The sequence below is a fragment of the Lysinibacillus sp. FSL R7-0073 genome, from assembly GCF_038009065.1.
GTDB classification, from domain to species: Bacteria; Bacillota; Bacilli; order Bacillales_A; family Planococcaceae; genus Lysinibacillus; species Lysinibacillus fusiformis.
This window is the reverse complement of record NZ_JBBPAS010000001.1, coordinates 4,716,920-4,733,410: the sequence shown is the minus strand read 5'-3', so window position 1 is coordinate 4,733,410 and position 16,491 is coordinate 4,716,920. Positions and strand designations below refer to the sequence as shown.

At 37.2% G+C, this 16,491-nt stretch carries 12 protein-coding genes; 8 read left to right on the top strand and 4 right to left on the bottom strand.

Annotated elements, in window-relative coordinates:
- From walK to rlmH, 7 genes are all read left to right on the top strand, one after another.
- On the top strand, nucleotides 1–1,866 hold the full coding sequence (gene walK / locus MKY88_RS23830) for a cell wall metabolism sensor histidine kinase WalK (protein WP_328201664.1): 1,866 nt from the start codon (nucleotides 1–3) through the stop codon (nucleotides 1,864–1,866).
- Entirely contained in the window at nucleotides 1,863–3,188 is a 1,326-nt protein-coding gene (locus MKY88_RS23825; RefSeq protein WP_328201660.1) for a YycH family regulatory protein, read from the top strand. Before walK ends, MKY88_RS23825 begins: the two co-directional genes overlap by 4 nt.
- Nucleotides 3,175–3,999 carry a two-component system regulatory protein YycI gene (locus MKY88_RS23820; protein WP_258269757.1) on the top strand — a complete coding sequence of 275 codons (825 nt, stop codon included), beginning with the start codon at nucleotides 3,175–3,177 and terminating at the stop codon, nucleotides 3,997–3,999. Before MKY88_RS23825 ends, MKY88_RS23820 begins: the two co-directional genes overlap by 14 nt.
- Nucleotides 3,999–4,787, top strand: a complete 789-nt coding sequence (locus MKY88_RS23815) for an MBL fold metallo-hydrolase (protein ID WP_258269756.1) — start codon at nucleotides 3,999–4,001, stop codon at nucleotides 4,785–4,787. Before MKY88_RS23820 ends, MKY88_RS23815 begins: the two co-directional genes overlap by 1 nt.
- A gap of 165 nt (nucleotides 4,788–4,952) precedes the next feature.
- Nucleotides 4,953–6,251, top strand: a complete 1,299-nt coding sequence (locus MKY88_RS23810; RefSeq protein ID WP_025115726.1) for a S1C family serine protease — start codon at nucleotides 4,953–4,955, stop codon at nucleotides 6,249–6,251.
- A 243-nt stretch (nucleotides 6,252–6,494) separates the two neighbouring features.
- Entirely contained in the window at nucleotides 6,495–6,659 is a 165-nt protein-coding gene (locus tag MKY88_RS23805; protein ID WP_008177923.1) for a CxxH/CxxC protein, read from the top strand.
- 90 nt (nucleotides 6,660–6,749) lie between these two features.
- Complete coding sequence (rlmH, locus tag MKY88_RS23800) at nucleotides 6,750–7,229, top strand: 23S rRNA (pseudouridine(1915)-N(3))-methyltransferase RlmH (protein WP_008177921.1); 480 nt, start codon at nucleotides 6,750–6,752, stop codon at nucleotides 7,227–7,229.
- 143 nt (nucleotides 7,230–7,372) lie between these two features.
- Here the strand turns inward: rlmH and MKY88_RS23795 are convergent, their stop codons facing one another.
- Nucleotides 7,373–8,257, bottom strand: coding sequence for a LysM peptidoglycan-binding domain-containing protein (locus MKY88_RS23795; RefSeq protein ID WP_328201651.1), 885 nt, complete (start codon nucleotides 8,255–8,257; stop codon nucleotides 7,373–7,375).
- Between the two features lie 232 nt (nucleotides 8,258–8,489).
- Between MKY88_RS23795 and MKY88_RS23790 the strand changes: the two genes are divergently transcribed.
- Nucleotides 8,490–9,116: a hypothetical protein gene (locus tag MKY88_RS23790; RefSeq protein WP_340814789.1), complete on the top strand. Its 627-nt coding sequence runs from the start codon at nucleotides 8,490–8,492 to the stop codon at nucleotides 9,114–9,116.
- A 198-nt stretch (nucleotides 9,117–9,314) separates the two neighbouring features.
- Here MKY88_RS23790 and MKY88_RS23785 read toward each other — a convergent pair whose 3' ends face one another.
- From MKY88_RS23785 to MKY88_RS23775, 3 genes are all read right to left on the bottom strand, one after another.
- On the bottom strand, nucleotides 9,315–10,694 hold the full coding sequence (locus MKY88_RS23785) for a flagellin (RefSeq protein ID WP_340814788.1): 1,380 nt from the start codon (nucleotides 10,692–10,694) through the stop codon (nucleotides 9,315–9,317).
- Nucleotides 10,695–11,011: 317 nt separating this feature from the next.
- Nucleotides 11,012–14,842: a S8 family serine peptidase gene (locus MKY88_RS23780; protein ID WP_340814787.1), complete on the bottom strand. Its 3,831-nt coding sequence runs from the start codon at nucleotides 14,840–14,842 to the stop codon at nucleotides 11,012–11,014.
- 411 nt (nucleotides 14,843–15,253) lie between these two features.
- Complete coding sequence (locus MKY88_RS23775; RefSeq protein WP_193833488.1) at nucleotides 15,254–16,438, bottom strand: MFS transporter; 1,185 nt, start codon at nucleotides 16,436–16,438, stop codon at nucleotides 15,254–15,256.
- Nucleotides 16,439–16,491 lie beyond the last annotated feature (53 nt).

Below are 16,491 nucleotides of genomic sequence, written 5' to 3'. Positions count from 1 at the left end.
ATGCAGAAAGTGAGCTTCTTTAAATCCATACATGTCAAACTAGTGCTGATTTATATTTTATTAATATTGCTTGCTTTACAAATTATCGGTATTTATTTTGCCCGTCAGTTAGAACAAAATTTGAAGAGCAACTTCCAAGATTCTATTTTTCAGCGAGTTGACCTGATGCAATATAGTCTTCGTGAGGAAATTTTAAAGGAACGAGACGAAAGCATGCCTAAACTAGAGGAAAGCTTGAAGTCAATCGTTATGGAGTTTTCAACTGGTTTAAGAGATGTTTCTAATGGTGATATTTTAGAAATTCGTGTCATTGATGATAGACAAAGAATACTTGCTACATCTGAGCTCGAGAATCAAAATTTAATAGGACAACGCTCTAACACGGACCTTGTGCGTCGTGCGATATCTGCTGAAACGCTCTTTGATATTATAAAACTCGATAACAAAACGAGGAATCGAGTATGGGTATTGGCGAACCCCATTCGAGCTGGCGCAGGGCCAGATGATGAAATTATCGGTGTTCTATATATTGAAGCGAATATAGAATCCGTTTTTGAACAAATGAACGAAATTAACCGTATTTTCCTTGGCGGCACAGCTATGTCGTTAGTCTTTACTATCTTTTTAGGTATTCTCGTTGCTCGAACAATAACACAACCAATTGCTGATATGCGAAAGCAGGCTCAAGCGATGGCAAAGGGCAACTATTCTCGCAAGGTAAGGGTATACGGTACAGATGAAATAGGTCAGCTTGCCGTTACCTTTAATCATTTAACCAATCGTTTGCAAGAGGCACAATCCACTACTGATGCGGAGCGGCGAAAGTTAGACTCAGTTCTTAGTAATATGACAGATGGCGTTATAGCGACCGATCGTAAGGGGCGTATCATTTTAATTAATGACCCAGCGCTAGAGTTACTGCATATTTCACGAGATATTACATTAGGTCGTCCCATTGCCTCGGTATTGGGGATTGATCAGGAATATAGCTTTGAAGATTTAATTCATATGAGCGATGCTATCAATTTAAATTTTAGTACATCAGATGCACCTTATATATTACGTGCCAATTTCTCTGTTATTCAAAAAGAGACAGGCTTTATTAATGGTCTTATTACTGTATTACACGATATAACAGAGCAGGAAAAGATAGAAATGGATCGTCGCGAGTTTGTATCGAATGTATCACATGAATTAAGAACACCATTAACGACTATGCGTAGTTATTTAGAGGCACTAGCAGACGGGGCATGGAAGGATGAAAATATTGCTCCTACATTTTTAAATGTAACGCAAACTGAAACAGAACGTATGATTCGACTAGTCAATGATTTATTGCAATTATCACGTATGGATAGTTCAGACTATGAGTTAAACAAAGATATTGTCTTATTTAATTCATTCTTTAACCGAATTATCGATCGATTTGAAATGTCTAAGTCAGATAAAGTACAGTTTGCACGACTATTCCCTGAAACCTCCTTTTACGTAGAAATTGATACGGATAAGGTGACACAGGTCATTGATAATATCATTTCGAATGCCATTAAATATTCACCGGACGGAGGGAATATTCGCTTTGGCTTCACAGGACAAGGTGACATGCTAAAAGTCATGATTTCAGATGATGGAATGGGGATTCCTAAAGAAAACGTTAGCCGCATTTTTGATCGCTTCTATCGTGTCGATCGGGCCCGTGCTCGTTCCATGGGAGGAACAGGCTTAGGGCTTGCTATTGCGCGGGAAATGATTGAAGCGCATGGCGGAAAGATTTGGGCTGAGAGTGAGGAAGGGCAAGGCACGACAATTTTCTTCACATTACCATACGATGCAGATGAATTTGGTGAGGCAGGTGAGTGGGAATGAAATATATAGAGCCAGTTAAATCTGTCGTTTTGTTTCTACTTGTCATGCTAAGTGTGATTCTAACTTTTTTGATTTGGACTTACACACCGGATTATAAATATATTGAAAATACGGAACGGAAGGAAATTTTAATTAAGCCGCAAAAGGAAATGGAGGATATTATTCGTCCATACAAGGCTATTTTCCGTTTTGATGAGGATTTTACAGGCACAGTATCTAACAATGCCATGAAGAATTTGATGAAAACATTTAAAGGTTGGAACGTTCTAGATTTAGAGCCTGTTAACAACAATCTTTCGCCCAATTATGTGAATCAAATTATTGGCACAGATCATCGAATGACTATTTTTTTCACTGGTGAGGTTCCATTTTCAGCCTTTAACACCATTTTTCAATTTGCTGAAAAAGAGTTACCAGAAACAACCTTCAATCGTATGATTATTGACTGGAGTAATTCAAACAGCAAAGAGTTAATGGTTTATTACATTAGTAGTAATAACCAATCATTATTCCGCTCACATGTCAGCGTGCCAAACATGAACCAATTTATACAGGAAGTCATAGAGCCTGCAAAAAAATATGGCACTTTTAAAGAAATTGAGCGAGAAAATCAAACATCTCTTTATGTAGATAACAATAAAATGGAGTCCGTAAAATTTACGTACTATATTGAAGAAATCACACCAGAATTATTTAAAAATGTGTTGTTTACAGATCCAAATATAGTGCGGCGCAATGTTGAAAGTGCATCCTCTGAAAAATATACAGATGGTATGTCATTAATGACATTAGATACAAATCTAAAGTCATTAAACTATGTTTATCCAGCTGCAGAAAGCAGTATTAGAATTGAGCCTTCAAAACTTCTAAAAGATAGCTTTGAATTTATTAACGAGCATGGTGGATATACTGCAGATTTTCGTTATGCTTCAACGAACACGAATAAAAATCAAATGGATTATCAATTATATTTGCAAGGTTTACCCGTCTATAGCAATCATGTCATTACCCGAATGACGACAATTTGGGGAGATAGCCGGATTTTCCATTATAAGCGTCCATACTTCTCATTAGATATGGATATTGAAGCAGAAAAGGAAATCAAAGAATTATCTTCGGGAGCAGATATTGCTGAGAGATTAAAAGTTGGGAATAATATTGCCTTAGCAGATATCGATGAAATTGTTTTAGGTTATTATTTAACACAAAATCAAGAACTAAATATATTTACATTTGAACCTTGTTGGTTTGTCATTCGTAATGGATCTTGGATTAAACTAACCCCTGAAGTTTTAGGAGGTGTTAAAAATGGATTGGAATAGAACTAAATCTATTTTTATATTCGTTTTTTTAATTCTAAACATCTTCTTATATTCACTTTATGTAAATCGCTATAATGAGGCGAAAGATATTGAAGTTCCAGGTGAAAAAACAATAGAAGCTCGTTTAAAAGATGATAATATTACGTATGGCTCATTACCAAATAATATTGAATTTGCTTCGTATATGACAGCTCAAGTGCATAAATTCACAACAGATGAATTTAGTAATAACAACCAACAAATTACATTTAGGGATAATACGAATACTAAAGTTCGTGCAATTTTCTTAAAGCCTGTTAAATTACGGAATGTGAGTGATGATGCAAGCTTTACGGACTTTGCTGTTGCAAACGTAAATGAAGGAGCATCGTATGCTTTATGGAAAGTAGATCGCGAAGAGCGCATCGCAATTTTTTTCCAGAAAACTAATAACCGGATGTTCTATTACAATGGTTCATTAAAAATTAAATGGAATACCAACAATGAAGTAACAATGTATGAGCAAACAATGATTGATAATATTGAAGAAATGGAACAACAGGAAACTGTCATTCCTCCACTTCAAATTATTCAAACTTTATATGCAAAAGGACCGCTCAAGCCAGACTCACGTATTACGCAAATGAAGTTAGGTTACTCAACACTTGTTAAATTGACTCGTACACAGGTATTAGTGCCAACATGGGAAGTAAGAGTGAAATTATCGGATGGAGAAACAGAAGAGTATTTTGTCAATGCAGTAGAAGGCAAAGTCATTGAAATCCAGGAGGACAAGCAAGAGGGCGAAGAAGAAGACTGGGGAGTTGAATAATGCGATTTAGTGTTTTAGCAAGTGGCAGTACGGGGAATTCAATTTATGTAGAGAATGACGATTATGCCTTTATCGTTGATGCTGGTCTTAGTGGGAAAAAGATGGAGCAGCTATTTATAAAAATTGATCGTAATATGAAGCAGCTTAGTGGTATTTTCGTTACACACGAGCATAGTGATCATATTAAAGGGATAGGTGTACTGGCACGAAAATATAATGTACCGATTTATGCAAACGCCAAAACATGGCAGGCAATGGACGGCCTGGTTGGTGATATTCCTGTAGAGCAACGTTTTGAATTTGACATGGATACAGTGAAGCATTTTGGCTCTTTAGCCGTTGAATCTTTTGCTGTTTCGCATGATGCAGCAGATCCAATGTTCTACACGTTCCATGAAGGTAGTCGCAAGCTTGTCATTATTACAGATACAGGGTATGTCAGTGATCGTATGAAGGGTATTATACGCGGAGCAGATTCCTTTGTTTTTGAGAGTAATCATGATGTTAATATGCTTCAAATGGGACGTTATCCTTGGTCCATTAAACGCCGTATTTTAAGCGATGTAGGACATGTGTCCAATGAGGATGCGGCGATTGCAATGAGTGAGGTTGTATTTGATAAGACGACCAATATCTATCTTTCGCATTTAAGTAAGGATAATAATATGAAAGAGCTGGCGCGCATGAGCGTGTCACAAACCTTACAGTCCTGTGGCATTATGGTTGGCGAGCATGTTCATCTTTTTGATACCGATGCAGAGGAGCCAACCAAATTAGTAACGGTTTAACGACTCGTTATTTAGGTAAAACTTAAAGCTGTTCGACGCATTTTAATAAATGCATTGGGCAGCTATTTTTATGTCCATTTTATTTGTTTTTCATCTGATTTTAATGTTTGAATCGTAAGATTAGGGTAACAATTAACAAAAGCAGTATAGGAAAGGATGAGGAACATGAGTTACTTTCAAGATGATGATAAAAACAGTGATTTCCTAAAAAATGATGAAATACCGAAATCACCTCTTCAAGAAAGATTAGAGCGCGAGGAGCAAGAAATGCAAGCCAAGCGTCATAAAAAGAAAGGTGGAGGCGGAGGAAAAGGTGGCTATTTCTTTAGTGGCTTGGTCGGCGTCATTATTGGTGCCTTACTTGTTTGGCTGATGTTGCCTGGTCTGGTCAATCAAATGCCAGGTACAACATCAAGTAATACAGGGAAGAACGATACAACGATTAATCAAGTTGCCACCGAGGTAACGACGGATGTTACAAAAGCCGTTGATAAAGCTTCTCCAGCCGTTGTGGGTATTACTAATATTCAAGAAGTAACAAGTGGAGGATTTTGGAGCCCGCAATCAACAACAACAAAAGAAGCGGGAAGCGGTTCAGGTGTAGTGTATAAAATTGAAGGTGACAAAGCCTTTATCATAACAAATAATCACGTTATTGAAGGAGCTAAACAATTAGAGGTCACAATGCCTGATGGAACAAAAGAGCAAGCGGAATTAGTGGGCCATGATGTTTGGACAGACCTTGCTGTCATTTCAATTAGCTCAAAGAATGTAAAAACAGTAGCGACATTCGGTAACTCCGATGTGTTAAAACAAGGTGAAACAGTTATAGCAATAGGTAATCCACTTGGCTTAGACTTCTATGGCTCTGTGACAACAGGCGTTGTTTCAGGTAAGGATCGTTCTGTACCAGTAGACTTAAACGGTGATGGCACAGAAGACTGGCAGCAAGAAGTATTACAAACAGATGCAGCCATTAATCCAGGGAATAGTGGAGGAGCACTTGTCAATTTAGCTGGAGAGTTAATAGGGATTAACTCCATGAAAATTGCAGAATCCTCTGTGGAAGGTTTAGGTTTCTCTATTCCAATTAATTCAGCCATTCCGATTATTGAGGAGCTAGAGAAAAATGGTGAAATGAAACGTCCAACAATGGGAATTTCATTAGCTGACTTAACAGATGTTCCAGCCTTCTACCAACAACAAACATTAAAATTACCAGCTGAAGTGACAACTGGTGTTGTGATTACAGATGTAATGAATAACTCACCAGCATCAAAAGCAGGAGTCCAACAATATGATGTGATTGTGGAAATGGATGGTCAAAAAATTGAAACAGCCATTGATTTACGTAAACATCTTTATAATGAGAAAAAAATCGGTGATCAATTAACATTAAAAGTTTACCGTCAAGGTAAATTGGTAGAACTTACACTTACATTAACAAACGGAAATTCATTGTAAAGAGGATGAATAGCAGTGGGGATTGAAAAAATCTCCGCTGCTTTTTTGTGGAGATGGAGAAGTTCTTTAATAAAATATTGTGGATAACTAGAAAATTGTGAATACTGATTTAATACAATAAACAGTGGGAAAAAGGCACTTCTTCCATACATGCTATTCCTTTGATACAATAGATTGTGGATAACATAGACCGAAATGTGAATAAGTTTGTGGAAATTTCGGAAAATAAGGAGACATCAAAAAATGGAAAAATACAGCTGTGAAAGCCATATAGAACACGCTTTAGACATGTTTGTAGCAGAGCAAAAAGTGTTCCCAATTATGGATAAAATCGAAGAGGAAAAAAAGTTATCCACAAAGTGTAGCTACTGTGAACAGCCAGCAGAATATATTGTATCAAGTAAATAACTTTACACAATATATAGCAATGGTATGTGGATATGTTGATAACTTTTGTGGATAATTTGTTTGTAAATGAATTGTAAAGGTGGATAACGTGTGAATATAACGATTGTATCAGTCGGCAAGTTAAAAGAAAAGTACTTAAAAATGGGGATCGATGAGTACGTAAAACGACTAGGCGGCTATGCAAAAATGGATTTGATTGAGGTTCCTGACGAAAAAGCACCCGAACAACTTAGTGATGCTGAAATGGATATCGTGAAGAAAAAAGAGGGAGAACGGATACTAGCTAAAATTAGTGCAGACACGTATGTAATTGCTCTCGCTATCAATGGTAAAATGAAAACCTCTGAACAAATGGCTGCTGATCTTGAATCTCTCATGACCTACGGCAAAAGCAAAATTGCCTTCGTCATCGGCGGCTCCCTGGGCCTACACGAAGACGTCCTAAAAAGAGCCGATGAGCAACAATCCTTCGGCAAAATGACCTTACCCCACCAGCTCATGAAGCTCGTACTCGTAGAGCAGGTTTATCGAAGCTTTAGAATTATGAAGGGTGAACCGTATCATAAGTAAATGAGGTTTTTTAAAGAACTATCACCAAGAAATATGCATTTTATATATGTTCCAGATTTAAAAGAAAAAGATGGTGTAGAACTGAATCAATAAGAAAAAAAGAACCTAATCTGGTTCTTTTTTTGTTTATTAGGCTGGTTAAGTTAGTCTAATATTGTGACCTTTAGTTGTTTTACTCCAAAATTAATGGCATCTTGTTGAGAAGGGAAAAAGACATCGATTCGTTTTCCTTTAATGGCACCGCCAGTATCCCCTGCAATTGCTTCACCATAGCCTTCCACATAAACTTTACTACCCAGTGGAATTACAGTTGGGTCAACTGAGATGACCTTCGCATTTGGGTTTGTTTTAAGGTTAATTCCAGTAGCGGTAATACCGGAACACCCCTCACATGAAGCCGTATAGGCTGAAGCTTCTACTATAAGTTCCTTTGAAGCAGTATTATTTGTTGATGGAGCAATTGCTTCAGGTGCATTCTCCTTTGAAGCAGTATTATTTGTTGATGGAGCAATTGCTTCAGGTGCACTCTCCTTTGAAGCAGTATTACTTGTTGATGAAACAGTTTCTTCAGATTTACTCTCCATTGCAGTTGTATTATTTGTTACTGAAGTTGTAGTATCCTTTGCTGCATGAGCTGCAGGTTTTATTGATTTGTCAGTTACAGCCGTACTCGTTTTGGTACCATCAATAATAGTTAGATGTAAACCCGGATGAATCAGGTCCGTATGTAATTGGTTCCATTCTTTAATTTGCGAAACAGAGACTTGATGATCTAGGGCAATGTCCCATAATGTATCACCTTGCTTAACTGTATATTGTTGTGCAATGGTAAGGACATCACCAGGATGAATAAGGTTAGTAGTAATATCATTCAATGTTTTAATATTTTCTACAGATGTATGATGTACACGAGATAAATCCCAAAGAGTATCACCTTTTTGTACGTTAATTGTTGCAGCTTGAGCATTAGCACCTAAAGTTGCCGAAAGCAATGCAACTGGTACAATTGAAATTATTTTTTTAAGCATTTATTAATCCTCCATGTGCGTTCTTAGTTGTTAATGTAAAATCATCGTAACATAGATTTTTTTGAGAAAAAGAACAAGGAGGTGTTAATTTGATTTCGTCCATGGCATTTATATTGCAATAATATGTCTAATATTAAATGATACTAATTCCGTGATAAAGATACCTGATTTGTTAAGGGCAAAATGTGATAATGTTTATACATTAAATAAATTTCTAAAATGGGGGATAATCATGTCAGTTGTGGACCTGTTAGCTTCTCAACTAAGTCGAAATGATGAAGAGCCAAATATTGAGCTGGCACATAAATTAGTTCATGAAGAAAATTATACGGGCATAGAAAAAATAATTGAAAGCCTAACTTGCAAAGATAAAAAGATTCAATACGATTGTATTAAAGTAGCGTACGAAATTGGGCAAGTTAAACCAGAACTGATCAGTAAGTATGTCCTGACTTTTATAGAATTGTTAAGGAGCCCTAATAATCGTTTGGTCTGGGGCGGAATGATGGCATTAGCAACGATTGCCGAGGTAACATCAGTAACCATTATGGCTCATCTAAATATATTAAAAAGTGCTATGAAAGAGGGTTCAGTTATTACAATTGATAAAGGCGTCCTAACTCTTGCGAAACTAGCGGCTGTCAGTAAGGAAAATAATGATGTGATTTTTCCAATATTACTTCATCACCTTGAGAATTGCAGACCAAAAGAAATTCCTCAGCACTCGGAAAGTACGCTATTAGCCGTAACAGATGAAAATAAAGAGGAATTATTGAAAGTGTTACGAAAAAGAGAAAAATACCTAACAGCACCACAATTAAAAAGAGTCAAAAAGATTTATAAAACATTAGAAGCTTAATAAAAGTAAAAATATTTCTATATGTGCCAGGCCATTAATATAAATTTTAGCATCAGCGATGTTATTAGGAAGTATTGAATAAATGCGATCATAAAATAAAAACCACGCTTGGCCATGTTACGGGAATCGTATCATAAGAACAGTTTAAAAAACAACAGCACTAATCCCTTATTGGAATAGTGCTGTATTTATTCATAATTAACCTAGTATTTCTAGAATGCCTTGGCTCATTTGATTAATTTGTGCCATCATCGATTGAGATGATTGTAAAAGAACTTGATCTTTTTTTAATTTAGACATTTCTTTTGCTATATCTGCATCGCGTAAAGATGACTCAGCTTTCGTTAAGTTTTCTTCAGTGTTTTTAATGTTATTGTAGGCGTGTTCAAACATATTTTGATAGGCGCCTATTGTTGATCTTGCTTTTGATGCTTTCATAATGGCATGGTCAACTTTAGTAATAGCTGAACTTGCATGCTCTTGAGAATTAACGAGTAGAGGATCGATATTAAGTTGCTCCACCGTTACATTCGGTATGGATACTCTAACATTTTGTCCAGAATTACTCCCTACTTGTATATTTAAATGTAAGAACAAATTTTTGTCTCGCTCTGTTTCACCAAAAACATTAAGTTCAAACACGCCACTATCATTAATTGGCCAATTAATACCAGCATACTCGGGTCTATAATCGTATATATATAATTTCCCACCATCAGCTGCTAACTGTGAATAGTGCTTCACAAAATTTGTTGCACCGCTTGGTAATGTATTCGTATTAGTTGGAGTTGGATCATACACGAATCCTGGCTGACCATAAGCTGTTTCAATTATTTTATTGACTAAATCAGTTCTGTTTGTAATTGTACTCACATCAACTTCCATCACGGGATTAGGATCATTTAAACGTGATGTATCTGGATTACCATTTACAAATTTAATACTATAGGCTTGATTACAAGAACAACAAGTATAGTAAACGCCTTTACCTTCTAGATTAGCTATATCACTAGCTGAGTTAATATTGTTAAAGTCAATAATTGCACTAGCATAATCTATTGAATTGTATGTATATTTATCCGTTACGCCTCCGCTCGTTGTAACTTGTTGAACATATTGCGCTAAAGAACCAGATGGTATACTACTTCCGTCTTTATCAGCCATTCCAGCAAGCAAATACATACCGTTAAATTCCGTGTTTGAAGCAATATCACGTATTCCTTTTATTATTTGGTCTACCTCTTGTTGAACTTTTTGTCTATCTTCATCTGTTAAAGTATCATTTGAAGCCTGTACTGCAAGTTCTCTTAGACGCTGTAGATTTGGATCTAAGATATTGGCTAATCCACCATCAGCTGTGTTAATTAAAGACAGTCCGTCTTGAATGTTCTCTCCAGCTTGATTCAATCCTCGAATTTGTGCACGCATTTTTTCACTTATACTTAAACCGGCAGCATCGTCAGCAGCTTGATTGATTTTATAGCCTGAAGAAAGTTTATTTAAAGTACTATTTAATTCAGTTTTCGTGTAGTTATATCGATTTTGTGTGAACAAACCTTGATTATATTGAATCCGCATTTCCAAACTCCTTTAAATAGCTATGTTAGTAAAATAATACTGTAAAATTCCAATATAGTCCATTTAATTTGAGTAATTTGGTTCATTTTGTGTGGGAGGAAGCGTTTGAGGGCAACTAAATAAAACCACTCTTACACTTGTTACGATGAACCTTATCATAAGTAAATGATGCGGTTCATGAAAGATAAAGAGGTACAGATTTTTATCAAATATCGTGAGAACATCGATAGGAATATTAACTAAGAATGACCGTATAAGAAAAGGCAAAAAGAGAAATTGCACAGTGCAATTTCTCTTTTTGCTTGAACAGAGATAAATTATGCCTCAATCTTGATAATTTCATTACCATTACCATTACCATTACCATTACCATTACCATTACCATTGCCGTTGCCGTTGCCGTTGCCGTTGCCGTTGCCGTTGCCGTTGCCGTTGCCGTTGCCGTTGCCATTGCCGTTGCCATTGCCATTGCCATTGCCATTGCCGTTGCCGTTGCCATTACCGTTGCCATTACCATTGCCGTTGCCATTACCATTACCTGGCTTTTCAACCGACACATCAAATGTTAGTGTGTGGTCACCATATGTTACCGTAATCGTCGTAGTACCTTGACCTTTACCTTTTACAACCCCTGCATTAACAGTAGCTATTTTATCATTTGCTACTTCATAGGTTGCAAGCTTTGTAACATCTGTTTCTGTTGTTTCACCATTCAAAGAAGTTACTTCGGTAATCTTAACTGTAACTTCTTTACCGATTCTAGTTTCAACCTGAGCTTGGTCAATTTCTAGTGTTACTTTTGGTTCTTCAACAACAGGTACTTTAACTGTAACATTTACCGTAACAGTATTAGCCCCGTGTGAGCTAGTAATGGTAGTCGTACCCTCACCTACTGCAGTGACTAATCCATTTACTACTGTTGCGATATTTTCATCTCCAACCGCATACGTCGCTTTTGATGTAACGTCTTCCTCTGTTGCCTCACCTTCTGCAGGTGTTGACGTTTCTGTTACTTTAAGCTGTGCAGTCTCCCCAGCTGTTAGGTCTAGCTCAGTTGGATTTACAGAAAGTGTTACTACTGGTTCACCTATTTCTTTTTCATATATTTTTGCTTCACCAACATTCCCCGCAGCGTCAGTAATTTTTACTGATACAGCATTAGTTTCCGCTGTTACTGGGAATGTGAAGCTACCATCTTGATTTAATTCAAAAGCAACAGGCGCTTGTTCTTGTCCATTTACCGTGGAGATATAGGAAGCTTTTAATTTATCATTTAAATTGTAATTTAAATCGTATAAAGCTAACTCTTCATTGTAGTCGATATATTTATCTGTTACTTGTCCTGTAGCGACACCTTCAGTTACTGAACCAGTAATTTCTGGCTTAGTTGTTTTCACAATAATTGGTCCAACATAATCGGAAACTACTCCTGATGATGCAAGCCCTGTAAAGTCAATTGTATACAGACCATCTGGAATCTTTGTGGCAGGTTCTGATCCCCAAGGTTTGTACTGCCCACCAACATTCAGTGTATAAGAGCCTTTTCCTAGCGCTGTACCAGCATGTAGATAACCAATGTAGCCATCTCCATATTCTCCGCCTTCAGGATTCATAATATCCCAAAGCTCGATATAGTTAGTTGTTACATCTCCTGTTAATGTGAATGAAAGGACAGCTGAGTCTTTTACGCCATCTCCGTTAAAGGATAGGTCTGTTTCTGTAATCTTATAATCTTTAATTTCTGTTACTGCTTCGCCACCAAGGTCAGCTGCGAATGGTAATGAAATTTCTGTAGATCCTCCATTGATGTAAATATACCCTAGTAATTCAGAGCCATTTGGTGCCGTAGCTTGTGAAGCAGTTAATGTAATGTTTAACACTTGCTCACCGTTTAAATTAAATGTCGGTTGATCTACTGTAACAGTTGCATCACCAAATGATTTTGTCACATCAACTGAAACGCTATAATTGCCACCGTTTCCTTTCATGTCTTTTATTAGAACTTGTTTCGTTACAGAAATATTCTGGTCCTTAAGTGATTGTGGACCGAAAGTAACTGTACCTTTCAAGTTTTCAGTAACTGCACCCGTTCCATCTAAAATTGCGCTATCAAGTGCATAAGCAAGAATTTCTGGATGAGCTGCAGCATATGCATTTACACGTCCAGCGCCCTGAGAAAACACATCGTATTTTGTTTTATCTAAAACCTGTGCCGTATTGGAAAGAGCCACTTTTACATCAAACGCGTTCCAATTAGGATTGGCTTGCTTAACTAATGCCACAATACCTGCAATATGCGGTGTTGCCATTGATGTTCCTGTTTTTCGACCATAAGCTTCCGCATAATCTGCATCAGGAAAATCCTTTTTATACATTGGGATCGTTGACATAATATTTGTTCCAGGTGCACTTACATCTGGTTTAATATCAAAGTTTGGAGTAGATGGTCCACGTGAACTAGAAGAGTTTACATCATCCCCCAGTGTCTTAGTGGAAGCAAATTTACTAAAACTTACTTTGCCAGTTCCGCCTGCTAATGCAGCACGAATGGCATTACCATCCGTTTGGGACATATCGAATGTTGGTAGATATTCGAATGCATCACCAAGGAATGTACCTGAAATATCTGGTGCGTTTGATCCGCCTGCAAAGTTATGAATAATGGTTGCGACAGCTCCATTTGCCTTTGCATTCGCAATTTTATCAACAAAGGCGATGCCGCCACGCGAAATCAATGCCACTTTACCGTCTACATCAATTCCTTCAAAGTCTTTTACTTCGCCATTTCCAGGAACAGCAACTAGATCAAATTCTCCTTGAAGCTGTGTTGCAACATTTTTCCCGAAAGTAGTTCCCATTAATGGGAGCTGTTTAGTTAAGTTATAGTCGCCAACCGTAACATTTACTTCTCCGTTGTACATGGTTTCAGGATTTGTTGTGTTACCAACAGCAATTCCTAAACGAGCGGTTGCAGGCGTCCCCATTGTTCCGCGATTTGGACCAGAGTTCCCTGTTGCAACTACTCCGATTGTTCCAGCTATCATTGCATTATTTATAGCAAATGAACCAGCATCCGTTTCAGTATTAGCTCCCCCACCAAGTGAAAGGTTGATAATGTCCATTTTTTCAATGACCGCAGTTTCAATTGCCTTAACAATACCCGATGTAGCGCCACTTCCATATGCTCCAAGCACACGGTAAGCATAAAGGTCTACTTTTGGAGCAATCCCTTTAATGCCGTATTCGTTAGCACCAATTGCTGCAATTGTTCCAGCAACATGTGTACCGTGAGAAGTATAGAATGAGCTTCCTTTTTCATTAAATTCAGGTGTCCCAGCTGGACGCTCAGAAGGCAATGTTTCCGATGCATCATTATCTGCCCGAGGCTTCGTGTAAGTTGAAGAATTTGGAATAAAGTTTTTTCCACCTTTATAAATTCCAGCGAATTCAGGGTGATCTACATCAATACCAGTATCTAATACAGCTACTTTTATTCCTTGTCCTTCAAGTCCTTCCTTCCAAAGCTCTTCGATGCCAAGGAAAGAATTACTTGTATTCATTTGAGCTTCTAATTGATCTTCTTTTATAAGTTTTGATGATTTCGTCGTATCATCTTCTGATGCATGAACAATGACATCAGGTTCAATTAATGTTATTCCTTCTACTGTAAGCAGTTTTGGGAGATCGTTTGCTTTCACAGTGGCTGCAAAGCCATTTAAAACAGTATCGAATGTGTATCCTTGAGTCATCTGAACATTTTTAGTGACTAACTCTTTTTTTACTTGTGCTTGTTGTTCTTTTACATTTGAACGAGCTTCACTTTCTTGCGCATTAGAGAATCTCTTGCCGTTGATTTGGCTTATCCCTTGCTCTAGTGCAACAGGCTTTTCAGATAAATGAACAATGACTGCAACCTCTTGATTGCCTGATACATTTTGTAAGCTTTCGTGGAGAGTTGGACCATCTTTAGACAAGCTTAGCTGTTCAGCAATAGCTGCCTTTAGTTGAATAATACTTTCACTTTGACTATCCTGCTTGAAGGGTTTCGATTCTTCAGCACTAGCACTCGACAATGGAACTAATAGAGAAAGCACCATTACGAAAACTAGAATACTACTAAAAAACTTCATAAACTTAAAATTTTTCAAATCTCATTTCCTCCTCTGCCTCTAATTGTCACACTTTTCAGTTTAGTGTGATATTTCCAATTTATCACAATTGAATTAGTTCGAGTATCGGAATATTTAAATATTCTGAAATATTGATAATTAGTATCATTTTATGAAGTATAGATTAAATCTATTTTCCTAGTAATTGAATATAAAAGCAGAACTTTTGAATTGGAAATAAATATCCAAATTTTTCCCTTTAATCCTATCAAAACACCCGATATAGATATAGCCAGTCGAGTAGTAGCTTATAGAAGAGGAAAGAGGCCATTATTGGAGGGGAAACTTTTTAGAGTGTGGTTTTGGAAATAAAAATAACTGGCGATTTTTTAACAAATCGCCAGCTATTAGTGTTTGTAAACTATCTCAACAGTAAATGCCTTTCGTTTTTTATGCAGATTGTTTTTGATCTAAGTGATGACTAAAAAATGTTAGTAGGCTTGCACAGATCGCAACGAGTCCACCGACCCATGTTACATTCATTAAGTTCCCTTGATGATAAACAATTCCGCCTAATGCAGATCCAAAAGCAATACCAACGTTACTCGCAACTGGCATAAGTGAAGCGGCCAATCCTTTAGCACTTGGTTGGTAAATTTCAGCAAGATCAATTAAATATAGCTGAGTGGATGTTGTTAACAGGATTGCCATTAAAGACATTAATCCGATGTTTACTAGTCCTAAAATAAAATGATTGGTAGTCCAAAATAAACAAATTAGAACAATTGCCTGCACGAGAAAAACAAAACGGAGGCGACCGATAGCATTGTGATTGGCAATTTTACCAGCGAGAATATTGCTGAATATCGAAATAAACCCATATCCAAAAAGGATAAGACTAATAGAATTATTTGGAGCCCCCATTCCCTTCAAAATAGGAACAAGGTACGTAAAGACCGCGTAAGTTGCACCAAATCCTAGAGCAGGAATGAAAAAGGCCATTAAAATACGTGGCTTGATTATGAGAGAAAACTGATCCCGTATGGAGCTACGTACTTGACTGAGCCCCTTTGGCAAGACGAAGAAGGATGCCCAAAACGCAACCCCTCCTAGTAAAGTGGTTAACATGAAAGTGGCATTCCATCCATACGAGTTAGAAATTACAATACCAATTGGTACCCCCACGACATTTGCCAGTGTGAAACCGCCGAAAACGAATGAAATGGCAAGTCCACGTTTGTTACTAGGCATGGTTTCGCTTGCAACAATCATGGCTAGAGAAATTAAAACGCCTGTTACAACCGCTGTCATAATACGAAGTAGCAGCAGCATAATGTAGTTCGTAGAAATGATACACAAAGCATTAAAGATTATGAAAGCTGCTATCAAAAACAACATCCATTTTCGCTTAGGAAAGTGACTTGTTGCGGACATCACAAGTGGTGTAGCAATGGCAAATGTAATGGCAAATGCAGAAACGAGTGTGCCTGCTTTTGCGTTTGTCATTTGTAGACTTGAAGAAATATCAGTTAAGATTCCGACTATGACAAATTCACTTGTCCCCAGCACGAATGTTAATGAAGTAAGTGTTAAAATAAGTAACCAATGTCTCTTGGATAATTGTGTGTGGTGCATAAATACCTCTTTCTTAGATGAATATAAATGTGTCACAGAGCAGATAAACAACC

What these genes read in the sequence shown, in the direction of transcription:
- MKY88_RS23775 (WP_193833488.1), bottom strand. Translation starts at nt 16,438, where the DNA reads ATGCACCACACACAATTATCCAAGAGACATTGGTTACTTATTTTAACA.
- MKY88_RS23815 (WP_258269756.1), top strand. Translation starts at nt 3,999, where the DNA reads ATGCGATTTAGTGTTTTAGCAAGTGGCAGTACGGGGAATTCAATTTAT.
- MKY88_RS23795 (WP_328201651.1), bottom strand. Translation starts at nt 8,257, where the DNA reads ATGCTTAAAAAAATAATTTCAATTGTACCAGTTGCATTGCTTTCGGCA.
- MKY88_RS23810 (WP_025115726.1), top strand. Translation starts at nt 4,953, where the DNA reads ATGAGTTACTTTCAAGATGATGATAAAAACAGTGATTTCCTAAAAAAT.
- MKY88_RS23785 (WP_340814788.1), bottom strand. Translation starts at nt 10,694, where the DNA reads ATGCGGATTCAATATAATCAAGGTTTGTTCACACAAAATCGATATAAC.
- MKY88_RS23805 (WP_008177923.1), top strand. Translation starts at nt 6,495, where the DNA reads ATGGAAAAATACAGCTGTGAAAGCCATATAGAACACGCTTTAGACATG.
- MKY88_RS23790 (WP_340814789.1), top strand. Translation starts at nt 8,490, where the DNA reads ATGTCAGTTGTGGACCTGTTAGCTTCTCAACTAAGTCGAAATGATGAA.
- walK (WP_328201664.1), top strand. Translation starts at nt 1, where the DNA reads ATGCAGAAAGTGAGCTTCTTTAAATCCATACATGTCAAACTAGTGCTG.
- MKY88_RS23820 (WP_258269757.1), top strand. Translation starts at nt 3,175, where the DNA reads ATGGATTGGAATAGAACTAAATCTATTTTTATATTCGTTTTTTTAATT.
- MKY88_RS23825 (WP_328201660.1), top strand. Translation starts at nt 1,863, where the DNA reads ATGAAATATATAGAGCCAGTTAAATCTGTCGTTTTGTTTCTACTTGTC.